The sequence below is a fragment of the Stenotrophomonas sp. genome, from assembly GCF_035634915.1.
In the GTDB taxonomy this organism is placed as follows: Bacteria; Pseudomonadota; Gammaproteobacteria; order Xanthomonadales; family Xanthomonadaceae; genus Stenotrophomonas.
Window position 1 is genome coordinate 54,970 of the sequence record NZ_DASQCB010000021.1, and the last position, 18,177, is coordinate 73,146.

Here is an 18,177-nt window from a genome sequence, read left to right on the forward strand (position 1 = left end):
GGCAACCAGAAAACCCTGGAATCAGTGCGCCATGCCGCGGGTAATCGCCGCCGCGCGGTCCTTCAGCTGGGCCACGGCGTCGGGGATCATCTCCATGCCCACGTCCAGGCCCGGGTTCAGCACCAGGCCCACGCCTTCACCAATGCCCGCCAGCAGCGCGTGCACGGCAATCGGCATGGCATGGGCGAACTGCGGCAGCTGCTCGTGCCAGAGACCGGCACGCTCGGGCGCGGTGAACACCGCGAACATCGGCTCGCCGCCCTCGCTGGTCAGCACCAGCGGCGAAATGCTCTCGTCCCAGGCGCCGTCCTCGCCAATGGCCTTGTCCAGCAGCACGAACACCGGCGCGGTCAGCAGGCCATCAAGGAACTGCGAGGCAGTCAGCGTACCGTCCTGTGCCTGCAGCAGGCGGACCTCCAGGTCGTTGAGGGGTTCGAACGGCGTGTCGTGGTCCATGGTCGGTTCCGGTACGTGATTGCAGGGTGTCACTTTAGCAGGCTGCGGGTGCGCTCCACGTGCTGGAGCCGCTGCCCGGAGAACGGTCATCGACCGATCAGGCTCTCGGCAGGGATGCCCAAGTTGCGGTGGAGATTGCGGATCATTTCTAGGGTCAGCCCACGCTTGCGGTTCAACACCTCATAGACGCGATTGAGCTGCCCGATGGAAGGCACCAGGTCCTTCACCGTCAAGCCACCCTGTTCCATGCGGAAGCGGATCGCTTCAATCGGATCCGGCAGTTCGATGGGGAAGTGCTTCGCTTCGTAAGCCTCGACAAGCGTGGCAAGGATCTCGAAACGATCCCCTTCTTCAGTGCCGATCGCAGGCTCGTTCTCGAAATAGGCCTCAAGCTCGCGCAGCGCCATTTCATAGTCGTTTTCGGTACGGATGGGGCGAATGTTCATTTTCCCTCCACCGTCGCGACGTCTATACGATCGTAGTCGGCATGACGGCCAATGAATTTGATGTAGACCATCTGGCGCTGATAGGAGACGTCAACCACCAGACGATGGTTGTTACCCTTGATGTTGAAAACCACACGTGTATTGCCCACGAAACTGGCGCTGGCGAAGCGGTCACGGATGTCATGCGGGCTCGCCCAGACGGCGCGCCTCACTTCGTCATGCCAGGCCTTCAGAGACTGCTCGCATTCTGGGTACTTCTCCCAGTAACACCTGAGCGTGGAAAGCGCGAGTATCTTCAAGGCGAGATCCTAGTCCCAATTTGGGACATATGCAAATCGATCGCCATCAGACAGCCCCACCACCTGATCGCCACATCCACCCGGCCACCGCCAGCCCGGCCACGACCAGCAGCATCACCGGCAGGCCGAAGCGGTGCCGGAACGGGATCGGTACCCCGCCCAGCTGCTGGTCCATGGTCTCGGTATCCAGCACCCAGCCATGCGCGCAGCCGGTGCAGGCCAGCTCGTAGCGGCGCTGGTAGACGAAGCCGAACAGCAGGTCGATGCGCGCCATGCGGTAGCGCAGCTGCGGGGCGAAGTCGGTCTCGGTCTGGCAGCGCAGGCAGTGGTGGGGCTCGGTCGGGCCGACCACGACGACACGCTCCTGCTGGCCGATCAGCATCATCGGTCAGCCCCTTTGACAGGCAGGTTGGGCCAGCAGCCAGGCCTGCGCGGCGGTCAGGGTGTCCGGTCCGCTGGGGGTGGTCTGGTCCGGCTGCAACCTGGCACCGTCGCCCTGCCCGTTGCGGTCGGCCATGACGTTGTGGGTCAACAGCAGGGTGGTGCCATCCACCAGTTTCACCGGCCGATTCCCGGTTGAGAAACCTGCGCTGGGTTGGCCGAAACTGCGGCTCCCCGCCTGCCCGCGAAATGCCAGCGCAACGGCTTCACCCGAACTCGCGGTGCGCGCCCCCATCAGCACCGCGACCGGTGCGTTACCCGCTCGCAGGCGATAGGCGGCCTGCCGGGAGCGCAGCCCCTGCGCGCCGTCCTGCCTCACCTCACCTTCCCCTTGTCGCCACCACTGCAGGCCATCGGCACTGCGGAAGGCACCGATCAGTGCCCCCTGCGCATCAGGAGTCCCCTGCAACAACGGCAACAGCCCGAGCAGCATGGGCCACATGTTGCCGCCGCCATTGCTGCTTACGTCGACCACCCAGGCACAGCGTGTACCGTCGTCCAGTTCGACGAGGCGCTGCTGCAACGCCAGCGCGTAGGCCTTGCGCGCGTCATAGCGCTCCTGTTCGCTGCGCTGCAGATCCTCCACGAAGGGGCCGACCTTCAGCACGCCGATGCGGGCATCGACGTTCGGGGATTCTGCCAACGCAGCGCCCTGCCCGGCATTCAGACGCTGCGCGCGGCCGGACAGTTCGCGCTGCTGGCTGGGCGATATCCATCGACCATGTCCATCGCTGCTGCGCGTGGCCGCCTCATCCAGCACGCGGCGCTGCTGTGCACGGTCATCACCTGCGGCGGCCAGCCGCGCGCGCACATCACGCCAGTCGACACGATCGCGGTACAGCGACTCGGTCGCCAGCAGATGCAGCATCTGTTCAAGCGCTTCGGCAGACGGAAGTTCCACGGCCTCGACTGGCGCTGCCAGTGCCGGACTGCCACAGGCCACCAGCAATGCTGCGGCCAGGATCGCGCGCGCGGGAAGACGAGAGTTCATTGACGCATCCTTGTCAGTGTTCAGTGCCGCAGCATAGCGACCCACGGCATCACCGCCCAGCGCAGGCAGGCTGGGCCAGCAACCACGCCTGCGCGGCCGCAACGGTGGCTGCATCGCTGCGGGTGTGCTGGTCCGGCGTTATCTTCAGCCCATCACCGCGGCCATTGCGGTCCCGCATCACGCTGGTGGTCAGCACCAGTGCACTGCCGTCGACCAGCGGGCGCACCACATTGGCGGTGGACACGCCCGCAGTCGGCTCACCGAAACTGCGTGTCTGTGGCCGGCCGCGCAGGGCCAATACCGTCGCCTCGCCAGCGCTGGCAGTACGCGGCCCGGTCAGGACCGCCACCGGTACGCCCGGATGCTTCAGACGATAACCCGGCGTGCCGAGATCAACGATCACGCGCGTGCCAAGGCGCATGCCGGAAGGGGTCGACCGCCAGGGCGATGGATCCTTGGCGGTGGCGAAGGAGCCCACCGTTTCCTCACCCTCCTTCGTGATCCTCAGCAGCGGCGCCATGCCGAGCAGCATGGGCCACATGTTGCCACCGGTGTTGCCGCGCAGGTCCACGATCCAACCGCAGCGCTTGCCAGTGTCCTGGTCGCGGATGATCGCCTGCCAGCGTGCTGCGCGTTCCTGCATCTGCTGTACTACAGCCGGGCCAGGAACGACAGAGAAGCCGCCGATTTCCACCTGGCCGATGCGCGGATCCAGGGCAGGACTCTGCGCGGCCGCCGTTGCATCTGATGCCGTGATCGCCGCAGGTGCAGTGGCGCGACCGGAACGCGTGGCCTCCGAACGCATCCGCTCCACGCTGAGCCAGGCACCGTGCCCTCCAGAGCTGCGGCCGATGGCTTCCTTCAGCACGTCGCGGATCTTTTCCGGGTTGCCCTGTGCGGCACTCAAGCGCGCACGCATCTCTGGCCAGTCCACCCGGTCGCGGTACAGCGCCTCACGTTCCAGCGTGTCCAGCAGCTCGGCGCGCGCCTGCGCCGTGGGCAGCTCGATGGCTGCAGCGGGTGCGGCCAATGCCATGGTGCAGAACAGTGCGCCCAGTGCAGCGGACCGCATGCGCAGATCAACAAGCATTCGACGTTCCTTCGTCGTGGTGACAGGTGCAGCATACGCCCCTCCGTCTGGCGCTGTGTGTCGGGATCAGCCTTTCCGCGAGGCCACGATTTACAACTTTGCTCATGTCGCCGCCGGGATGAAAGCGCGAGGGTAGCTTTGCTGGCGTGCTCCGCGCTGGCCGGGATTGGCGTCCTGAATCAAACATTGAAGTGATCGAGTTGCCGCCTCAGCGGCAATCGCGACAATGCACCAGCTTGCCCATGGCGGGCGGTGCGTGGGGATCCTCGTGGTCCGTCGGGTTTTTTCGCTTCGATTTTGACCGGCACGCCAACCCGCACCGCCTGCCACCTTGCACCCCGCAGGTGGCCTTGCCTTGTGAGGTTGTCGCCATGAATACGCCCTACCCCACCTATCCCTGCCCGCAGTCACTGCTGGGCGATGCGCTGTCCAGCCTGGCCCTGCCCGATGCCACGGCGAAAGCACTGGAAGATGCATTGAGCGTGGCTGAAGAAACTGCCCCGCCGTCGGCCTTCTTCGCGCGGCTGTACGGCCTCGCGCATGGTCATGGCGCCGATGGGCAGCCTTGCCAGAATCGAAAGCTCAGTGACGCACGTATGCGGGGAATGGCTGAAGCCACGCGCTGCATGGCGGCGGTGTCGGCGTGCGGGCGCGTGCTGCTGGCGGCGCAGGCCGCGCGGGAACTGGATGATGCTGAAGCTCAGTGTCCACCGCAGGTGGAGGAGGGATTGCTGCACGCGGTGATTGTGTTGGCCGATCACGCCGACGCGCTGGTGTCACCGGTGGATCCGTCGCGTCGAAGATCGGATGGAGACTGACATGGACAACAATGTGAATGCACCTTTGAATGACGCTCAATACTCACAGCTCGAAAAATTTGTACGAGCACTGTCCCAGCGTGACAGTGAGACGCTTCAAACTCATTTCCATCTCAGCGACGTCGTCACCGCCGAAGTGTACGAGCGGGTCGCTTTCTACTTTGACCACGCCACCATTATTTCCGTCCCACCCAGGATCAACTGTGCTCTTCAAGGTCCGTCGATAGCGGTTTACGACTGCGGTGACGGAGACCTTGCGGTTGACTGTGATCTGCTCGAAAACGGTTCACCGTGCGATGCGTATGTACATGTCCTGTTCGAGAAAGACGTATTGGTCTATGAGTACATGAAATCATGATGAAGTGATGGAAGGCGCACGTCCCGGCTTGGATCGGTACCGACCGGAATTGCACACCCGCCACCTCGCCAGGCACGGCCCGGCGCTACCAGTCCGCACGCAGGCCGATGTTGCCTTCGATGATGCGGCGCTTCTCGTTGCTGTCACCGCCCAGCTCGCGCGTGTAGTCGGCCACGGCATACGCGCTGATGGTGCGGTTGAAGCGTGCGACCACACCGACACCGACCTCCAGCGCACGCGAGCGCTGCGCATTGAGGATCGTATCGCTGTCGAACTGGATGCGATCCTCACCCGCGCGGCCGTGCCAGTAATTCACCTTGAAGTAGGGCTGCCAGCCGTTGTCGGCCAGCTGGTAATCGCCGGCCAGACGCAGGCCGATACGGCCGGTCCAGGCGTTGTCACTGTCGAAGCGCACCGCAGACACCAGGTCGCGCTGGTCATCCAGCGAACTGCGCTGCCAGATCACCTGCACCTGCGGTTCCAGCCACCACGACGATTGACCGAACTGCAGCAGCGGCTTGCCTGCTTCCAGCGACAGCGTGGTGCCATCGCCTTTCACGTCGATGCCCAGCCCGCGCGAGGAACGCACACGGCCGTCGTAGCGGCTCTGCATAGCCACCGCGTCGAGGTAACCGCCCTCGCTGCCGGTCAGGGTCCAGTACAGGCCCACGTGCTTGTCATCCAGCCGGCTCTGACCCACCTGCACGTTCTCCCAGCCGAGTGCGAGGCCGGTGGTCCTGCCCTGCGCACGGGTACGGCCAACGAACACGCCCAGCTGGTTGCGGTGGTTGTCAGCGGCGGTGGCCCACACATCCAGGCCGGCCTGCACGCCCATCACATCGCCATCGAACCCGGGCTGTGCATCACCCTTCCAATGGATCTCGCTGCTCTGCCCCACCAGCCGCCCCCAGGCCGTGCGCAAGGCACCGTTGCTGTAGAGCAGGCGCTGTTCGCCCTGGCGCTCGTGGAAAGTCCCAAGGCTGGCCAGCGAGGTCTCGCGCAGCAGCGGCGGCACCACTGCGTAGGCGGCGGTTTCCAGCCGGTACAACGGCACCACGTCGCCCTGTGCCGGGCGCGCACCGGGGCTGGGCGGGGTCGAGCCTGCACCGGGCAGACTGCTGCCGGCCACCGGTACATCGGGGACCGCCGCATCGCTGGGCGGCGCCACCGGCGTGGGCTCGGGGGGCGGTGGCGGCGGTGCGGTCTCGCCGGCGGTCAGGTCGGGATCCACCGGATCCTCCGGCGGCGGTGGCGGCGCGGGTGTGATCGGCGGCGGCGGCGCCACGTCGGGCGTCGGCGGTGGCGGCGTGGCGGCGCCGCTGCCGTTCGGCGCCGGCGTCGGGCCCGCCACGAGGGTCGAGCGCAGGTACCAGTTTTCACCGGTGCCGGCACTGACACCCCCCTTGAACAGGAAGTACTCATACGCACCGGCCGAGACCGGTGCGAACAACGAGAACGCTCCCGGCGCGGTCGTGCCGCCATTCAAGGCCTGCACCACCAGGATGCCATCGGCCAGCGTGGCCGCCCCCCCGCCGCCTGCATTGAGGATGCCGATGCCGGTGGTGCCGGTCGCCGTACCGCCATCGATCACCAGGCGATCACTGCTGGAACCGTCACCGCCCAGTACCGTGCGCAGGTACAGGCCGCCACCGTTGCCCTGGTAGTTGCCGCGGACGGTGAATACATCGCCCGCGCCGGTGCCCGTCAGGTCGATGCGACCGGCATTGAACACATCCACCAGCGCCCCGGCCGCGAACGGTCGCAGCGCATGCGCGCCGTTGCCGGCGTAGAGCGTGCTGGTGTCATCCAGGGTGAGCGTGCCGGTGCCGGTGCCACTGTCACCCAGCACGAGGTCGCCATCGAAGGTCAGTTCGGTACTGCTGGACAGGGTGACCGTCTCCCAGTTCTGGAAGCGCGCTACGCCGGTGGTCTTGACGTTGTTGAAGGCGAGCCGGTCATTGCCGCTGCCACCATCGAACAGCGGCACCGCGCCCAGGTTGGCCTGGTTGAGGTTGCTCAGCGTGGCAACGTCATCGTCGGGGCCGCCATCGATGGCGCCGTAGATGATGCCACCACCATTCCAGTTGAAGGTGTCGTTGCCGGTGCTCAACAGCACCTGCCCGCGCACGGTGCCATCGGTGATGGTCACGCTGTCATTGCCGCCACTGACGCTGATGTTGCCGCCGATGTAAGCCGTGCCGGAAATGATGATGGTGTCGGTATCGAAGCCGGTCACCACATTGCCGTCGACCGTACCGCCGGACTGGTCCCAAAGGTTCTTGTCCAGCTTCATGTTGACCCGGCCGATGCGACCGCCGGTCATCCACGCCTGGTCGCCATCCTCGAAGGCGCCGATGATGCGGCCGCCGCTCATGCGGAAGGTGTCGATGTTGTCGCCCTGCTGCAGCGCGCCGATGGTGCCGCCGGTCATGACGAAATCATCGCGGCCACTGCCCTGCACGACCACCCCGGTGATGGTGCCACCGCTGACCGTCAGCTGGTCATCGCCATTGCCCTGGTCGAGGCTGTCGAGCGTGCCACCACTGATCAGCAGCACGTCATTGCCATCGCCCTGCAGCACGCCACCACTGATGCTGCCATCGAGCATTTCAAGGCGATCATTGCCGGCACCGAACTGCACGCCGGTGCGGCCGCTGATGGTGCCGCGGTTGACCAGCACGCTGTCACCGGCACCGACAAACTGCAGCGCGGTAGCGTTGCCGGTACTGATGCTGCCGAGGTTGTCCACGCGGCTGCCAGCGCCCAGCTGCACGGCGATGCCGCCCACCGAGCTGATGGCCCCCAGGTTGCCCAGCTGGTGACCGCCTGCGCCGATCAGGGCGATGGCGCTGCCGCCCCCACTCTGTTGCAGCTGCGCACCACTGGCGACGTTGACGGTGATGCCCGCCTCGCCGTTTGCGCTGACCGGTACGGTCTGTGGGTTGGGGGCAGCCGCACTGCAGCTGACCGTCTGACCGGCGACGGGGGTGACGGTGTCACAGCCTGCCCAGGCGATGGAGGCGGTGGTGGCCAGGGCGGCGGGGATGGCCAGAGCCTGCAGCAGGCAGCGGGTCAAACGGCGCGGACGCAGTACGGCAACGGACATATGGCACTCCTGGGTCGGGGGATGCAGGAACTGCGGATATGGACACTGCTGACGCCGCTGGGGCGCCATGAACGAGTTGGACAGGTGAAGTTATGCAGGAGGGGTCACGCTTCGAGTGTGAAATCGAGTTGGCCTCACGCGACCTGCATCTGCATGAAAGCATTCAGATATTCGACAGTCGACCGGATGGCGCATCCACGCATGGCGTGGATCTACCGGGGCGGGCGATGGGCGCGGGCATCCACGCATGGCGTGGATCTACAGTAGATCCACGCCATGCGTGGATAGCCCTGTCCGACTCAGATCTTCAGGTAGATGCGACGCCGGTCCAGCCACCACGCCACGCCCCACCACAGCGCCACGAAGGCCAGCGCCTGCAGCATCGAGGCCAGTTCCAGCGCGCCCGGCAGGGCCGCGGCCAGCTGCTGCCACACCCAGCCCCAGGCACCGCTGGCCAGCAGCACCACCGACATCACCGACGCACCCAGATAGGCCGTGATGGCATTCACACCGAAACGGCGGCCCAGTGCGGGCCAACCCCGGCGATCGATCAGCACGTGGCCCAGCCATAGCGCCACCGCAGCCAGGCCGCCGGTCCACAGCACGTAGCTCGGCGTCCACAGCTGCTTGTTGAGCGGCAGCACCGTGGCCAGCAGCAGGCCCAACCCAGCGCTCGCCGCACCCAGCCCGACCAGGGCAGCCGCGCGCCCATTGCGCAGCAGGCCCCCGGCCAGCAGGCCGAGCAGCGTGCTGGCCAGTGCACCGAGGCTGCTCAACAGCCCTTCCGGGTCGTGGCCCAGGCCGGTATCGGCCTGCCATTGGTAGACGTAAGGCGCGAACAGAGCGGTATCCAGGCGGCTGGCCGGATTGGTCCACGGCGCCAGATCGCCGATACCCAGCAGCAACACCGTATACGCCGCCAGCAGCGCAACCAGCAGTGCGGCCTGGATGCGCGGTCGTGCGTACACCGCCACCACCCCCACCACCGCCGCACACAGCGCAATGCGCTGCAGCACGCCCCAGATACGGAAATGATGCGTATGCAGCGCCCACCACACCAGCAGGTGCAGCAGCACGCCAGCAAGGGCAATGCGCAGCGCGCGTTCCAGCACGCCCTTGGCCAGCGCCGGGCGCGCGGCTGCATCGTGTGCGCGCGGCGCTACGCTGAAGGCCATCGACACGCCCACCAGGAACAGGAAGAACGGAAACACCAGATCGGTGGGGGTGCAGCCATGCCATTCGGAATGCCGCAGCGGTGCGAACACCGCACTCCAGTCACCCGGGTTGTTGACCAGCAGCATGGCCGCCACGGTGAGCCCGCGCAGGGCATCGATCGAGCCCAGCCGGCGTGGCGGCAACGTGTTCATCAGGCAGCCTCGTACTGTCCGGCAATCCAGGTGCCGCGCACCTGCAGGGCATCGTCCAGCAGCACCAGATCGGCCTGGTAGCCCTCGGCGATGTAGCCCAGGCGGTCATCCACGTTGAGGAACTGCGCCGGATAGGTGGATGCCATGCGCGCCGCCTCGGCCAGCGGCTGGCCGAGCAGCTGTACGGTGTTACGCACCGCCGTGGCCATGTCCAGCGCCGAGCCGGCCAGTGCACCGGCGGCATTGCGCACCACGCCGTCAACGGCGGTGATGGTTTCACCGTACAGCACGTAGCTGGGGTCATCCGCGCCGACCGGCGGCATCGCGTCGGTCACCAGCAGCAGGCGACCGCGCGGCTTGGCTGCCAGCGCCACGCGCAGGCTGGCCGGGTGTACATGCACGCCATCGACGATGATGCCGATCCAGCTGTCGCGGTCCTCCAGCGCAGCACCGACGGCGCCGGGCTCGCGGCCCTGCAGCGGCGACATCGCGTTGTACAGATGGGTGAAGCCGCGCACGCCGGCATCCAGGCCACCTCGGATCTCTTCATAGGTGCCTGCGGTATGCCCGGCCGCCACGATCACGCCGCGCTCGACCAGCGCGCGGATGGTGTCCAGCGGCACCCGTTCCGGGGCCAGGGTCAGCAGGGTCACGCCGTTGTCCAGCGAAGCCGCCAGCGCGATCTCCCCGGCATCGGGCACCCGGAACTTGCTGGCATCGTGCGTACCCTTGCGCGCCGGGGCGATGTACGGCCCTTCCAGGTGGATGCCGATGACGCCGGGCACGTTCTGCGCGATCGCCTCGCGCATCGCAGCGATGGCCTCGCGCATCACCTCCACGTCGTCGCTGATCAGGGTCGGCAGCATCGCGGTGGTGCCGAAGCGCCGGTGGGCCTGCGCGATGGTACGCAGCGAGGCGACATCCGGCGTGTTGTTGAACAGCGCACCGCCACCGCCGTTGACCTGCACATCGATGAAGCCCGGCAGCAGCCAGCCGCCGCCCAGGTCCACCTGTTCGTCGGCCTGGCCCAGCTGCGGCGCGGCATCGGGCAGCAGCGCGATGATGCGGCCGTCTTCGATCACCACCGCCAGATCGTCGCGGAAGTCATCGCCGGCAAGAATGCTCGCATTGCGCAGGACCGTGGCCATCAGACCGTCTCCGTGACCTTGTTCAGGTGCGGCGGCAGGTCCGGGTTGAAGCCGCGGCGGATCGCCAGCGCGTTGATGGCCCGGTAGAAGCTCTGCACGGTCAGCAGCGGTGCGCACAGCGGGTGCGGGGCAACCGCCACGGGCAGGTTGCCACCGGCACCGGCCAGCCACACCTGCGCGCCACGCGCACTGAATTCGTCCACCACCGCGCGGGTGCCGGCGCCGGTTTCATCGGGCTGGGCAAAGGCCAGCACCGGGAAGCCACGACCGACCAGCGCCATCGGCCCGTGCTTGACCTCGGCCGAGCTGTAGGCCTCGGCGTGCAGGCTGCAGGTTTCCTTGAACTTCAATGCCGCTTCCTGCGCCGCGCCCAGACCGAGGCCACGGGCGAGCACGAACAGGTTGGTGGCGTCGGCCAAACCGTCACTGACCGCAGTCCAGTCGCACTGCCAGGCCGCGCGCAGCGCGTCGGGCAACAGGTCCAGTGCGTTGCGCAGGCTGCTGTCCTGCTTCCAGTAGGCGGCCAGCTGCAGCAGCGCGGCCAGCGAGGCCAGGTAGCTCTTGGTCGCCGCCACGCTCTTCTCGGCACCGGCGTGCAGCGGGATGACCGTATCGGCCAGCTGCGCCAGCGGTGAATCTTCCACGTTCACCAGCGCCACCACGCGCGCGCCAGCGGCCTTGGCGGCCTCGGCATTGCGCAGCAGGTCCGGGCTCTTGCCCGACTGCGAGATGACGATGAACAGTGCACCGCGCAGCTGCAGCGGTGCGGCGTAGACCGAACCCACCGACGGCGATGCCGAGGCCACCACCAGGCCCAGCTGGGTTTCCAGCAGGTACTTGCCGTAGGTGGCAGCATGGTCGGAACTGCCACGCGCACAGGTCACCACGAACGGCGGCGGGGCCGCGCGCAGGCTGGCAGCCAGTGTTTCCATGACGGCGTGGTTGCGTGCGAACTGGCGGGCAACCACGTCGGCCGCTTCGGCAGCCTCGGCGAACATCAGGGTGGCAGTGGGGTCGGACAGCGACATGGCAGGACTCAGGCGGGATCGGAAGGAAGGGGGCGAGCGCCGGCCGGGCGCATCGGTGCGGTGGAACCACGCACCACCAGCTGCGGCACGAAGCCCTGGTTCTGCAGCGCGGCCGGCGCATCGTCGTAGGCATCGCTGCGCAGCTGCGCGATCAGCAGCCGCGCGGCATGGCGGGCGATGTCCTCGGTGGCCTGCTTGGCGGTGGTCAGCGGCGGCCAGGACTGGCGCGAGAACGGGCTGTCCTCGAAACCGGCGATGGACAGGTCGTAGGGCACGTTCATGCCGCCCGACTTCGCGGCCGCCAGCACGCCGGCGGCGATTTCATCGTTGGAACCGAAGATGGCCGTGGGCGGTTCGCGCAGCGCCAGCAGGCGGCGCGCACCGCGGAAGCCATCGTCGAAGGTGTAGTCGCCCTGCACCACCAGGTGCTTGTCCACGGTCATGCCGTAGTCCTTCAGCGCTGCCTCGTAGCCGGCATAGCGCTCGCCCGAGGAACGGTGCGAGGAACCGCCCCAGAGGAAGCCGATGCGCTGGTGACCCAGCTGGATGAGATGTTCGGTGACTTCATAGGCCGCCTCGCGGTCATCGACGAACACGCAGGCACCGTCGGCCGGATCCTCGGTGGCGGCAATGATCCGCACCAGCTTGATGCCGCGTGCGGTCAGGGTCTGGATCAGGTCGCGGCGCTCGGACATCGGCGCGGTCAGCACCAACCCGGCCAGGCGCGAGCGCTGCACCCAGTCGGCCAGTTCATCGGCCAGCATCGGCGAGCTGGAGTCACACGGGTGGATCTGCAGGCCGAAGCCGGTTTCGCGGCACGCGGCCAGCACACCGTTCTGCACGCCGATGATGTGGTACGGGTTGGGGTTGTCATATACCAGCCCGATCACGAACGTGGTGCCGCTGCGCAGGTTGCGCGCCGACGGATCAGGTTCGTAATCGAGTTCAGCGATGGCACGCAGCACCCGCGCACGAGTGGCCTGCATCACCGACGGTTCGTTGTTGATGACCCGCGACACCGTCTTCAGCGAGACCTTGGCCTTTTCGGCAACGTCCTTGATGGTCGCTCTGCGCATCGGCTTTTCCTGGGGTTGGCTGCCGTCCATCATCGCCGATCAGCCCTGGTCCTGCGGCAGGCCGGCGCGATGGCCGACCACCGAATAGAACAGGATGTAGAGGTAGCACGGCACCATCAGCAGCACGAACACCAGCTGGAAGTCGATGTGCTGCTTGAGCACGGCAAACAGCTGCGGAATGATCGCGCCGCCGGCAATGCCCATCACCAGCAGGGCCGAGCCGGTTTCGGTGAAACGGCCCAGGCCGCGGATGGCCAGCGGGAAAATGGCCGGCCACATCATCGCGTTGGCGAAGCCCAGCAGCGCCACGAAGGCCACCGAGACATAGCCGTGGGTGGCCCACGCGCCCAGGCAGAACAGCACGCCCAGCACGGCCGAAACGGTCAGGTAGCGCGACTGCGACACCACGCGGGGAATCAGCGCCAGGCCGACCACGTAGCCGATGAGCATGGCGAACAGGGTCAGCGAGGTGAACATCTTGGTCTGGTCCAGCGGCAGATCGAAGCCGTGACCGTAGGTACCGATGGCATCACCGGCCATCACTTCCACGCCCACGTAGACGAACAGGCACAGCACGCCCAGCCACAGGTGCGGGAACTGGAAGATGCTGCGGCGCTCGGCAGCGCCCGGTGCCGACGGCGTGGCATTGGCTTCGGACGGCTTGATTTCCGGCAGTGGCGAGAACAGCACCGCCACCGCCAGCACCACCAGCACACCGGCCATGGCCAGGTACGGCGCGTGGATCTTGGCGGCGAATTCGTTGAGCAGCTGCGCCTTGGTCGCTTCATCGGCAGCGGCCACGCTGGCCGACAGATCGCCGATGCCGTGCAGCACCAGCGTGCCGATCAGCACCGGCGCCAGCATGCCGGCGATCTTGTTGCAGATGCCCATCAGCGCGATGCGGCGCGCGGCCGTTTCGATCGGGCCGAGGATGGAGATGTAGGGATTGATGGCGGTCTGCAGCAGGGCCAGGCCGCTGCCGATCACGAACAGGCCGCCGAGCGCACCCGGGTACCAGCGCTGGGTGGCGAATTCGCCGAACAGTGCCGCGCCGGCCGCCATCACCAGCAGGCTCAGGCTCAGGCCCTTCTTCATGCCGGTGCGGCGCAGGATCCACGACGACGGCAGGGCCAGGAAGAAGTAGGACAGGTAGAACACCATCAGCACCAGGAAGGCGCCGACCTCGCTCAGCTCGAAGGCGAGTTTGACGAAGGTGATCAACGGGCCGTTGAGCCAGGTGAAGAAGCCGATCAGGAAGAACAGCACGCCGACGATGGCGATGGAGGCGGCAACGTTTGGACGCGCGCTTGCAGCAGTGACGGCGGACATCAGATGGGCTCCTGCGGCGACGACCGCAGAAGGCGGTGTCGGAGAGTGGCTGGGAACAACGTTGTCACATTCTTTCGACGGAGCGCAGCGGTTTGTCAACTTGATTGCGAAGTCGGGATGCGGCCGTGCTGCACTGCGCAAGGGGACGCCCGCGGGTCGCCCTGAATGCGCTCTGGCCCTAGCGGCCCGTGGCACAACGGGTTCCTTCCGCCCACCACCTTCACATCATGTAAACGTTTACGCTGTCTCCCATTCGTTGCGGCGCAGCAACGAAAATGTCACGAACTCGTTGACATCGTTGTCAGCGCAGTTACAGACTCCGCCCAATCGCCGGGCCTTTCGTGGGTCCGGCCCTCACCCTCAGCAGGAGCCCGCGTGACCGCCAGCCATCCCGCCCCGGCCCATGTCCTGTCCCGCGTCGCGCCCTCGTTCCTGGCTGCCGACGTCGGTGGCACCCATGTGCGTGTGGCACGGGCCCAGGCCAGTGGCGATGAGGCCCACCCGGTGCAGCTGCTGGAGTACCGCAAGTACCGCAACGCCGACTACGCCGGGCTGAGTGCGATCCTGTCCGACTTCCTCGGTGACAGCACGCGGCCCAGCCAGTGCGTGGTCGCCACCGCCGGCTTCGCCCGCGAAGACGGCACGGTGATCACCGCCAACCTGCCGTGGCCGCTGTCGGCCCGCCAGGTGGAAGCCGACGTCGGCCTGCAGCACGTGCACATCGTCAATGACTTCGAAGCGGTGGCCTACGCCGCCGCGCAGGTCGATGCCAGCGGCGTGCTGCACCTGTGCGGCCCGGACACCGCCCCGCGCGGCCCGACCCTGGTGGTCGGCCCCGGCACCGGCCTGGGTGCGGCGCTGTGGATCCCGACGCCGAATGGTCCGGTGGTGCTGGCCACCGAAGCCGGCCAGCCGACGCTGGCCGCCAGCACCGAACTGGAAATGGCGATCGTCCGCCACATGCAGCGCGACCGCGCGCACGTGTCGATCGAACATGCGCTGTCCGGTCCCGGCCTGATGAATCTGTACCACGCCATCTGTGCGCTGCAGGGGCAGACGCCGGTGCTGGCCAGCCCGGACGCGGTGACCGCCGCGGCGATGGCCGGCAGCGATGCGCTGGCCCGCCAGGCGCTGGATGTGTTCTGCGGCCTGCTCGGCAGCACCATCGGCGACATGGCGCTGTTCTATGGCGCCCAGGGCGGTGTCTACCTGGCCGGCGGCATCCTGCCGCAGATCCGCGAATACCTGCATGCCAGCACCTTCGTCGAACGCTACCTGCAGAAGGGGCCGATGGGCGAAGCGCTGGCACGCATCCCGGTGAAGGTGGTCGAGCACGGGCAGCTGGGCGTCATCGGCGCTGCCAGCTGGTTCCTGCTCCACGCCAACGCCTGAGCCTGCTCCACCGGTTTCAACGCAATCGCAGCACGCAGTACGTGGCACGCCAACGCACGGGACATCGCCGTCGCCCCGCGCACGTCTTCGCAACCGCAATCGAACATTGCCGTCGGCATCCAATCGAGTGATGAGGAGAGACATCATGAACACCCGCAAGACCCTGCTTTCGGCTGCCATCGTCAGCTGCATCGCCTTCAGCGCACACGCGCAGCAGGCCGCACCGACCGCCACCGACCTGGATACCGTGACCGTCACCGGCATCCGCGGCTCGATGGAAAAGTCGCTGGACACCAAGCGCGAAGCCAATGCACGCGTTGAAGTGGTCACCGCCGAGGATGTGGGCAAGCTGCCGGCACACAACGTTGCCGACACCCTGCAGCGCCTGCCCGGCGTCAACATCAGCTCGGCCAGCGCCGACGAAGGCGGCTTCGACGAAGCCGACCGTGTCAGCCTGCGCGGTACCAGCCCGAGCCTGACCCAGACCCTGATCAATGGCCACACCGTCGGTTCGGCCGACTGGTTCGTGCTCAGCCAGGGCAACAACGTCGGCCGCAGCGTCAGCTATTCGCTGCTGCCGTCCGAACTGGTGCGTTCGGTGGAAGTGAACAAGTCCTCGCAGGCCAAGCTGCAGGACGGCGGCACCACCGGTACCGTCAACATCATCACCCGCAAGCCGCTGGAATTCGCCAAGCCGTTCAGCGCTGAAGCATCGGTGGGTGCGGTGCGTTCGGACCAGGCCAAGTCGACCGACCCGCAGTACTCGGCACTGTTCAACTACAAGAACGACGCCAACAACTTCGGCGTGATGCTGCAGGCCTTCTACCAGAAGCGCGAACTGCGCCGCGAAGCGCAGGAAATCCCCGGCGGCTTCAGCAAGATCTCCGCCACCGACCCGGTGGGCATCAGCAACCCCGACCTGATCGGCGTCAACGTGCCGGGCCTGCTGGGCTCGACCCTGTTCGAACAGACCCGTGAGCGCAAGGGCGGCCTGGTCACCCTGCAGTTCAAGCCGACCGATACCCTGGACCTGTCGCTGAGTGGCTTCTCCTCCAAGCTGGAAGCCAACAACTACAACCGCAACTTCATGCTGTGGGGCGGCAACTTCGCCAAGACGCAGGCGCCGGACCCGGGTTACACCGTCACCGACGGCGTCCTCAGCAACGCCACCTATGCCGGCGTGCCGGGCACCAACTACGGTGTCTACGACATGATCTACCGTGAAGCCACGGCCGAGACCAACTACATCACCTTTGATGCGGACTGGCAGATCAACGACACCCTGGACATGAAGTTCCAGGCCGGTACCACCAAGGGCACCGGTGAAACCCCGCGCCAGTTCATCGCTGAAGTGACCCTGGGCCAGGGCGGCGGCGCCAGCTGGACCACCCATGGCGCCGGTTCGCCGGTGGACTGGAACATCGGCGGCGACATCAGCCCGAGCGGCGTCACCAGCTTCGGTACCTGGGGCAACCAGCTGGTGCGCGCCGAGGACAAGGAAAACTGGGCGACCCTGGATTTCAGCCAGTACTTCGACACCGGCGTGCTGAACTCGGTCGACTTCGGCGTGCGCTTCGCCGACCACGAACGTGAAGCCCTGTCGCCGGAAGGCGCCACCCCGGGCGACATCTGGTCGGCCCTGCAGGGCAGCGCCACCGGCAACTACCCGAGCGGCTTCGCCGGTGACATCGGCGGCACGTTCCCGCGCAACATCTGGTACTACACCCCGGATGCGCTGAAGAACGCGATCATCAACAACTCCACCTGGCTGGCCGGCAATGATGGCCCGACCGGCCGCCACAACTATGGCGCCGAGTGGAAGGTGAAGGAGAAGAACTTCGCCGGCTACGTGCAGGCCAACTTCAGCGGCGACTGGTGGAGCGGCAACGTCGGCCTGCGCTACGTCAACATCAAGCAGGACATCGACACCTACAATGCCGTGAGCAACGCCGCCGACGCCGATGTCAGCAGCCTGTTCGGCATGTGGGAACGCACCGCCTTCCAGAACAAGCGCAACCGCGTGCTGCCCAGCGCGAACATCAAGTTCGATCTGGACGACAAGCTGGTGCTGCGCGTGGCCGCATCGCAGACCCAGACCCTGCCGGACTACTCGGCGCTGGGCACCTCCTCGTGGGGCTCGGATCTGAACAAGACCGGTGGCGGCGGCAATCCGAACCTGAAGCCGACCCTGTCGACCAACCTGGACGCGAACCTGGAGTGGTACTTCATGCCGCGCGGCCTGCTGTCGGTGGGTGCTTACCACATGGACATGAAGGACTACATCGCCTTCGACGTGGTCTCGCGCCAGCTGTACAGCGAACTGACCAACCAGCTCGAGACCTACCAGATCTCCACCCCGATCAACGCCGACGGCAAGGTGACCGGCGTGGAAGTGGCCTACGAACAGCCGATCGGCGAGTACTTCGGCTTCAACGCCAACTACACCTACGCCAACGGCACGACCGCGCACACCTGGTCGGACGGTTCGCACAACCTGCTGGGCACCTCGAAGAACACCTACAACGTCGGTGCCTACTTCGAGAACGAGCGCTTCGGCGCCCGCGTCAGCTACACCTACCGCTCTTCGTTCCTGATCAGCCTGTCGGGCACCAACCCGTACTACCAGGATGATTTCGGCACGCTGTCGGCCTCGCTGAGCTACAAGGCGACCGACTGGCTGAGCGTCAGCCTGGATGCGCTGAACCTCAACAACCCGACCTACAAGTACTACCAGACCGCGGCCATCCCGACCTCGTTCTACAGCAACGGTCGCCAGTACTACCTGAACTTCCGCTTCAAGTACTGATCCACCGGCAGCTCCACCGCCGAGTC

At 66.5% G+C, this 18,177-nt stretch carries 16 protein-coding genes; 4 read left to right on the forward strand and 12 right to left on the reverse strand.

The genetic code is table 11. The features are described 5' to 3' along the window. Positions 1–21: 21 nt before the first annotated feature. The 6 genes from VER16_RS16445 to VER16_RS16470 all read right to left on the reverse strand — a co-directional run bounded on the left by VER16_RS16445 (position 22) and on the right by VER16_RS16470 (position 3,723). Entirely contained in the window at positions 22–456 is a 435-nt protein-coding gene (locus tag VER16_RS16445; protein ID WP_108770003.1) for an SseB family protein, read from the reverse strand. An 86-nt stretch (positions 457–542) separates the two neighbouring features. After that, a complete protein-coding gene (locus tag VER16_RS16450; protein ID WP_324809761.1) occupies positions 543–902 on the reverse strand; it encodes a transcriptional regulator in 360 nt (119 codons plus the stop codon). Continuing rightward, entirely contained in the window at positions 899–1,201 is a 303-nt protein-coding gene (locus VER16_RS16455; RefSeq protein WP_324809763.1) for a type II toxin-antitoxin system HigB family toxin, read from the reverse strand. Before VER16_RS16455 ends, VER16_RS16450 begins: the two co-directional genes overlap by 4 nt. 46 nt (positions 1,202–1,247) lie before the next feature. Then, entirely contained in the window at positions 1,248–1,586 is a 339-nt protein-coding gene (locus VER16_RS16460) for a hypothetical protein (RefSeq protein WP_324809764.1), read from the reverse strand. A gap of 3 nt (positions 1,587–1,589) precedes the next feature. Next, on the reverse strand, positions 1,590–2,633 hold the full coding sequence (locus VER16_RS16465) for a S41 family peptidase (RefSeq protein ID WP_324809765.1): 1,044 nt from the start codon (positions 2,631–2,633) through the stop codon (positions 1,590–1,592). A gap of 49 nt (positions 2,634–2,682) precedes the next feature. Further along, on the reverse strand, positions 2,683–3,723 hold the full coding sequence (locus VER16_RS16470) for a S41 family peptidase (protein ID WP_324809766.1): 1,041 nt from the start codon (positions 3,721–3,723) through the stop codon (positions 2,683–2,685). Between the two features lie 371 nt (positions 3,724–4,094). Here VER16_RS16470 and VER16_RS16475 point away from each other — a divergent pair, with 371 nt between their 5' ends. Both VER16_RS16475 and VER16_RS16480 read left to right on the forward strand, forming a co-directional pair. Beyond that, positions 4,095–4,541, forward strand: a complete 447-nt coding sequence (locus tag VER16_RS16475) for a hypothetical protein (protein ID WP_324809767.1) — start codon at positions 4,095–4,097, stop codon at positions 4,539–4,541. Position 4,542: 1 nt separating this feature from the next. Then, the gene (locus VER16_RS16480; RefSeq protein WP_324809768.1) at positions 4,543–4,899 is read left to right on the forward strand and encodes a hypothetical protein; all 357 of its coding nucleotides are present in this window, start codon (positions 4,543–4,545) and stop codon (positions 4,897–4,899) included. 85 nt (positions 4,900–4,984) lie between these two features. Here VER16_RS16480 and VER16_RS16485 read toward each other — a convergent pair whose 3' ends face one another. The 6 genes from VER16_RS16485 to VER16_RS16510 form a co-directional block, all read right to left on the reverse strand. Next, entirely contained in the window at positions 4,985–8,005 is a 3,021-nt protein-coding gene (locus VER16_RS16485; RefSeq protein WP_324809769.1) for an autotransporter outer membrane beta-barrel domain-containing protein, read from the reverse strand. A 299-nt stretch (positions 8,006–8,304) separates the two neighbouring features. Beyond that, the gene (locus VER16_RS16490) at positions 8,305–9,372 is read right to left on the reverse strand and encodes an acyltransferase family protein (protein ID WP_324809771.1); all 1,068 of its coding nucleotides are present in this window, start codon (positions 9,370–9,372) and stop codon (positions 8,305–8,307) included. Further along, positions 9,372–10,520 carry an N-acetylglucosamine-6-phosphate deacetylase gene (gene nagA, locus VER16_RS16495; RefSeq protein WP_324809772.1) on the reverse strand — a complete coding sequence of 383 codons (1,149 nt, stop codon included), beginning with the start codon at positions 10,518–10,520 and terminating at the stop codon, positions 9,372–9,374. The genes VER16_RS16490 and nagA overlap by 1 nt, the downstream gene beginning before the upstream one ends. Then, on the reverse strand, positions 10,520–11,548 hold the full coding sequence (locus tag VER16_RS16500) for an SIS domain-containing protein (RefSeq protein WP_324809773.1): 1,029 nt from the start codon (positions 11,546–11,548) through the stop codon (positions 10,520–10,522). Before VER16_RS16500 ends, nagA begins: the two co-directional genes overlap by 1 nt. An 8-nt stretch (positions 11,549–11,556) precedes the next feature. Next, on the reverse strand, positions 11,557–12,624 hold the full coding sequence (locus tag VER16_RS16505; RefSeq protein ID WP_324809774.1) for a LacI family DNA-binding transcriptional regulator: 1,068 nt from the start codon (positions 12,622–12,624) through the stop codon (positions 11,557–11,559). A 39-nt stretch (positions 12,625–12,663) separates the two neighbouring features. After that, positions 12,664–13,953 carry a sugar MFS transporter gene (locus tag VER16_RS16510; protein WP_324809776.1) on the reverse strand — a complete coding sequence of 430 codons (1,290 nt, stop codon included), beginning with the start codon at positions 13,951–13,953 and terminating at the stop codon, positions 12,664–12,666. 375 nt (positions 13,954–14,328) lie between these two features. Between VER16_RS16510 and VER16_RS16515 the strand changes: the two genes are divergently transcribed. Both VER16_RS16515 and VER16_RS16520 read left to right on the forward strand, forming a co-directional pair. Next, positions 14,329–15,345: a glucokinase family protein gene (locus VER16_RS16515; protein WP_324809778.1), complete on the forward strand. Its 1,017-nt coding sequence runs from the start codon at positions 14,329–14,331 to the stop codon at positions 15,343–15,345. A 145-nt stretch (positions 15,346–15,490) separates the two neighbouring features. Further along, positions 15,491–18,151, forward strand: a complete 2,661-nt coding sequence (locus VER16_RS16520) for a TonB-dependent receptor (protein ID WP_324809779.1) — start codon at positions 15,491–15,493, stop codon at positions 18,149–18,151. Positions 18,152–18,177 lie beyond the last annotated feature (26 nt).

Coding starts and splice junctions, on each gene's coding strand:
- VER16_RS16445 (WP_108770003.1), bottom strand. CDS start 456: ATGGACCACGACACGCCGTTCGAACCCCTCAACGACCTGGAGGTCCGC.
- VER16_RS16450 (WP_324809761.1), bottom strand. CDS start 902: ATGAACATTCGCCCCATCCGTACCGAAAACGACTATGAAATGGCGCTG.
- VER16_RS16460 (WP_324809764.1), bottom strand. CDS start 1,586: ATGATGCTGATCGGCCAGCAGGAGCGTGTCGTCGTGGTCGGCCCGACC.
- VER16_RS16465 (WP_324809765.1), bottom strand. CDS start 2,633: ATGAACTCTCGTCTTCCCGCGCGCGCGATCCTGGCCGCAGCATTGCTG.
- VER16_RS16470 (WP_324809766.1), bottom strand. CDS start 3,723: ATGCTTGTTGATCTGCGCATGCGGTCCGCTGCACTGGGCGCACTGTTC.
- VER16_RS16475 (WP_324809767.1), top strand. CDS start 4,095: ATGAATACGCCCTACCCCACCTATCCCTGCCCGCAGTCACTGCTGGGC.
- VER16_RS16480 (WP_324809768.1), top strand. CDS start 4,543: ATGGACAACAATGTGAATGCACCTTTGAATGACGCTCAATACTCACAG.
- VER16_RS16485 (WP_324809769.1), bottom strand. CDS start 8,005: ATGTCCGTTGCCGTACTGCGTCCGCGCCGTTTGACCCGCTGCCTGCTG.
- VER16_RS16490 (WP_324809771.1), bottom strand. CDS start 9,372: ATGAACACGTTGCCGCCACGCCGGCTGGGCTCGATCGATGCCCTGCGC.
- nagA (WP_324809772.1), bottom strand. CDS start 10,520: ATGGCCACGGTCCTGCGCAATGCGAGCATTCTTGCCGGCGATGACTTC.
- VER16_RS16500 (WP_324809773.1), bottom strand. CDS start 11,548: ATGTCGCTGTCCGACCCCACTGCCACCCTGATGTTCGCCGAGGCTGCC.
- VER16_RS16505 (WP_324809774.1), bottom strand. CDS start 12,624: ATGCGCAGAGCGACCATCAAGGACGTTGCCGAAAAGGCCAAGGTCTCG.
- VER16_RS16510 (WP_324809776.1), bottom strand. CDS start 13,953: ATGTCCGCCGTCACTGCTGCAAGCGCGCGTCCAAACGTTGCCGCCTCC.
- VER16_RS16520 (WP_324809779.1), top strand. CDS start 15,491: ATGAACACCCGCAAGACCCTGCTTTCGGCTGCCATCGTCAGCTGCATC.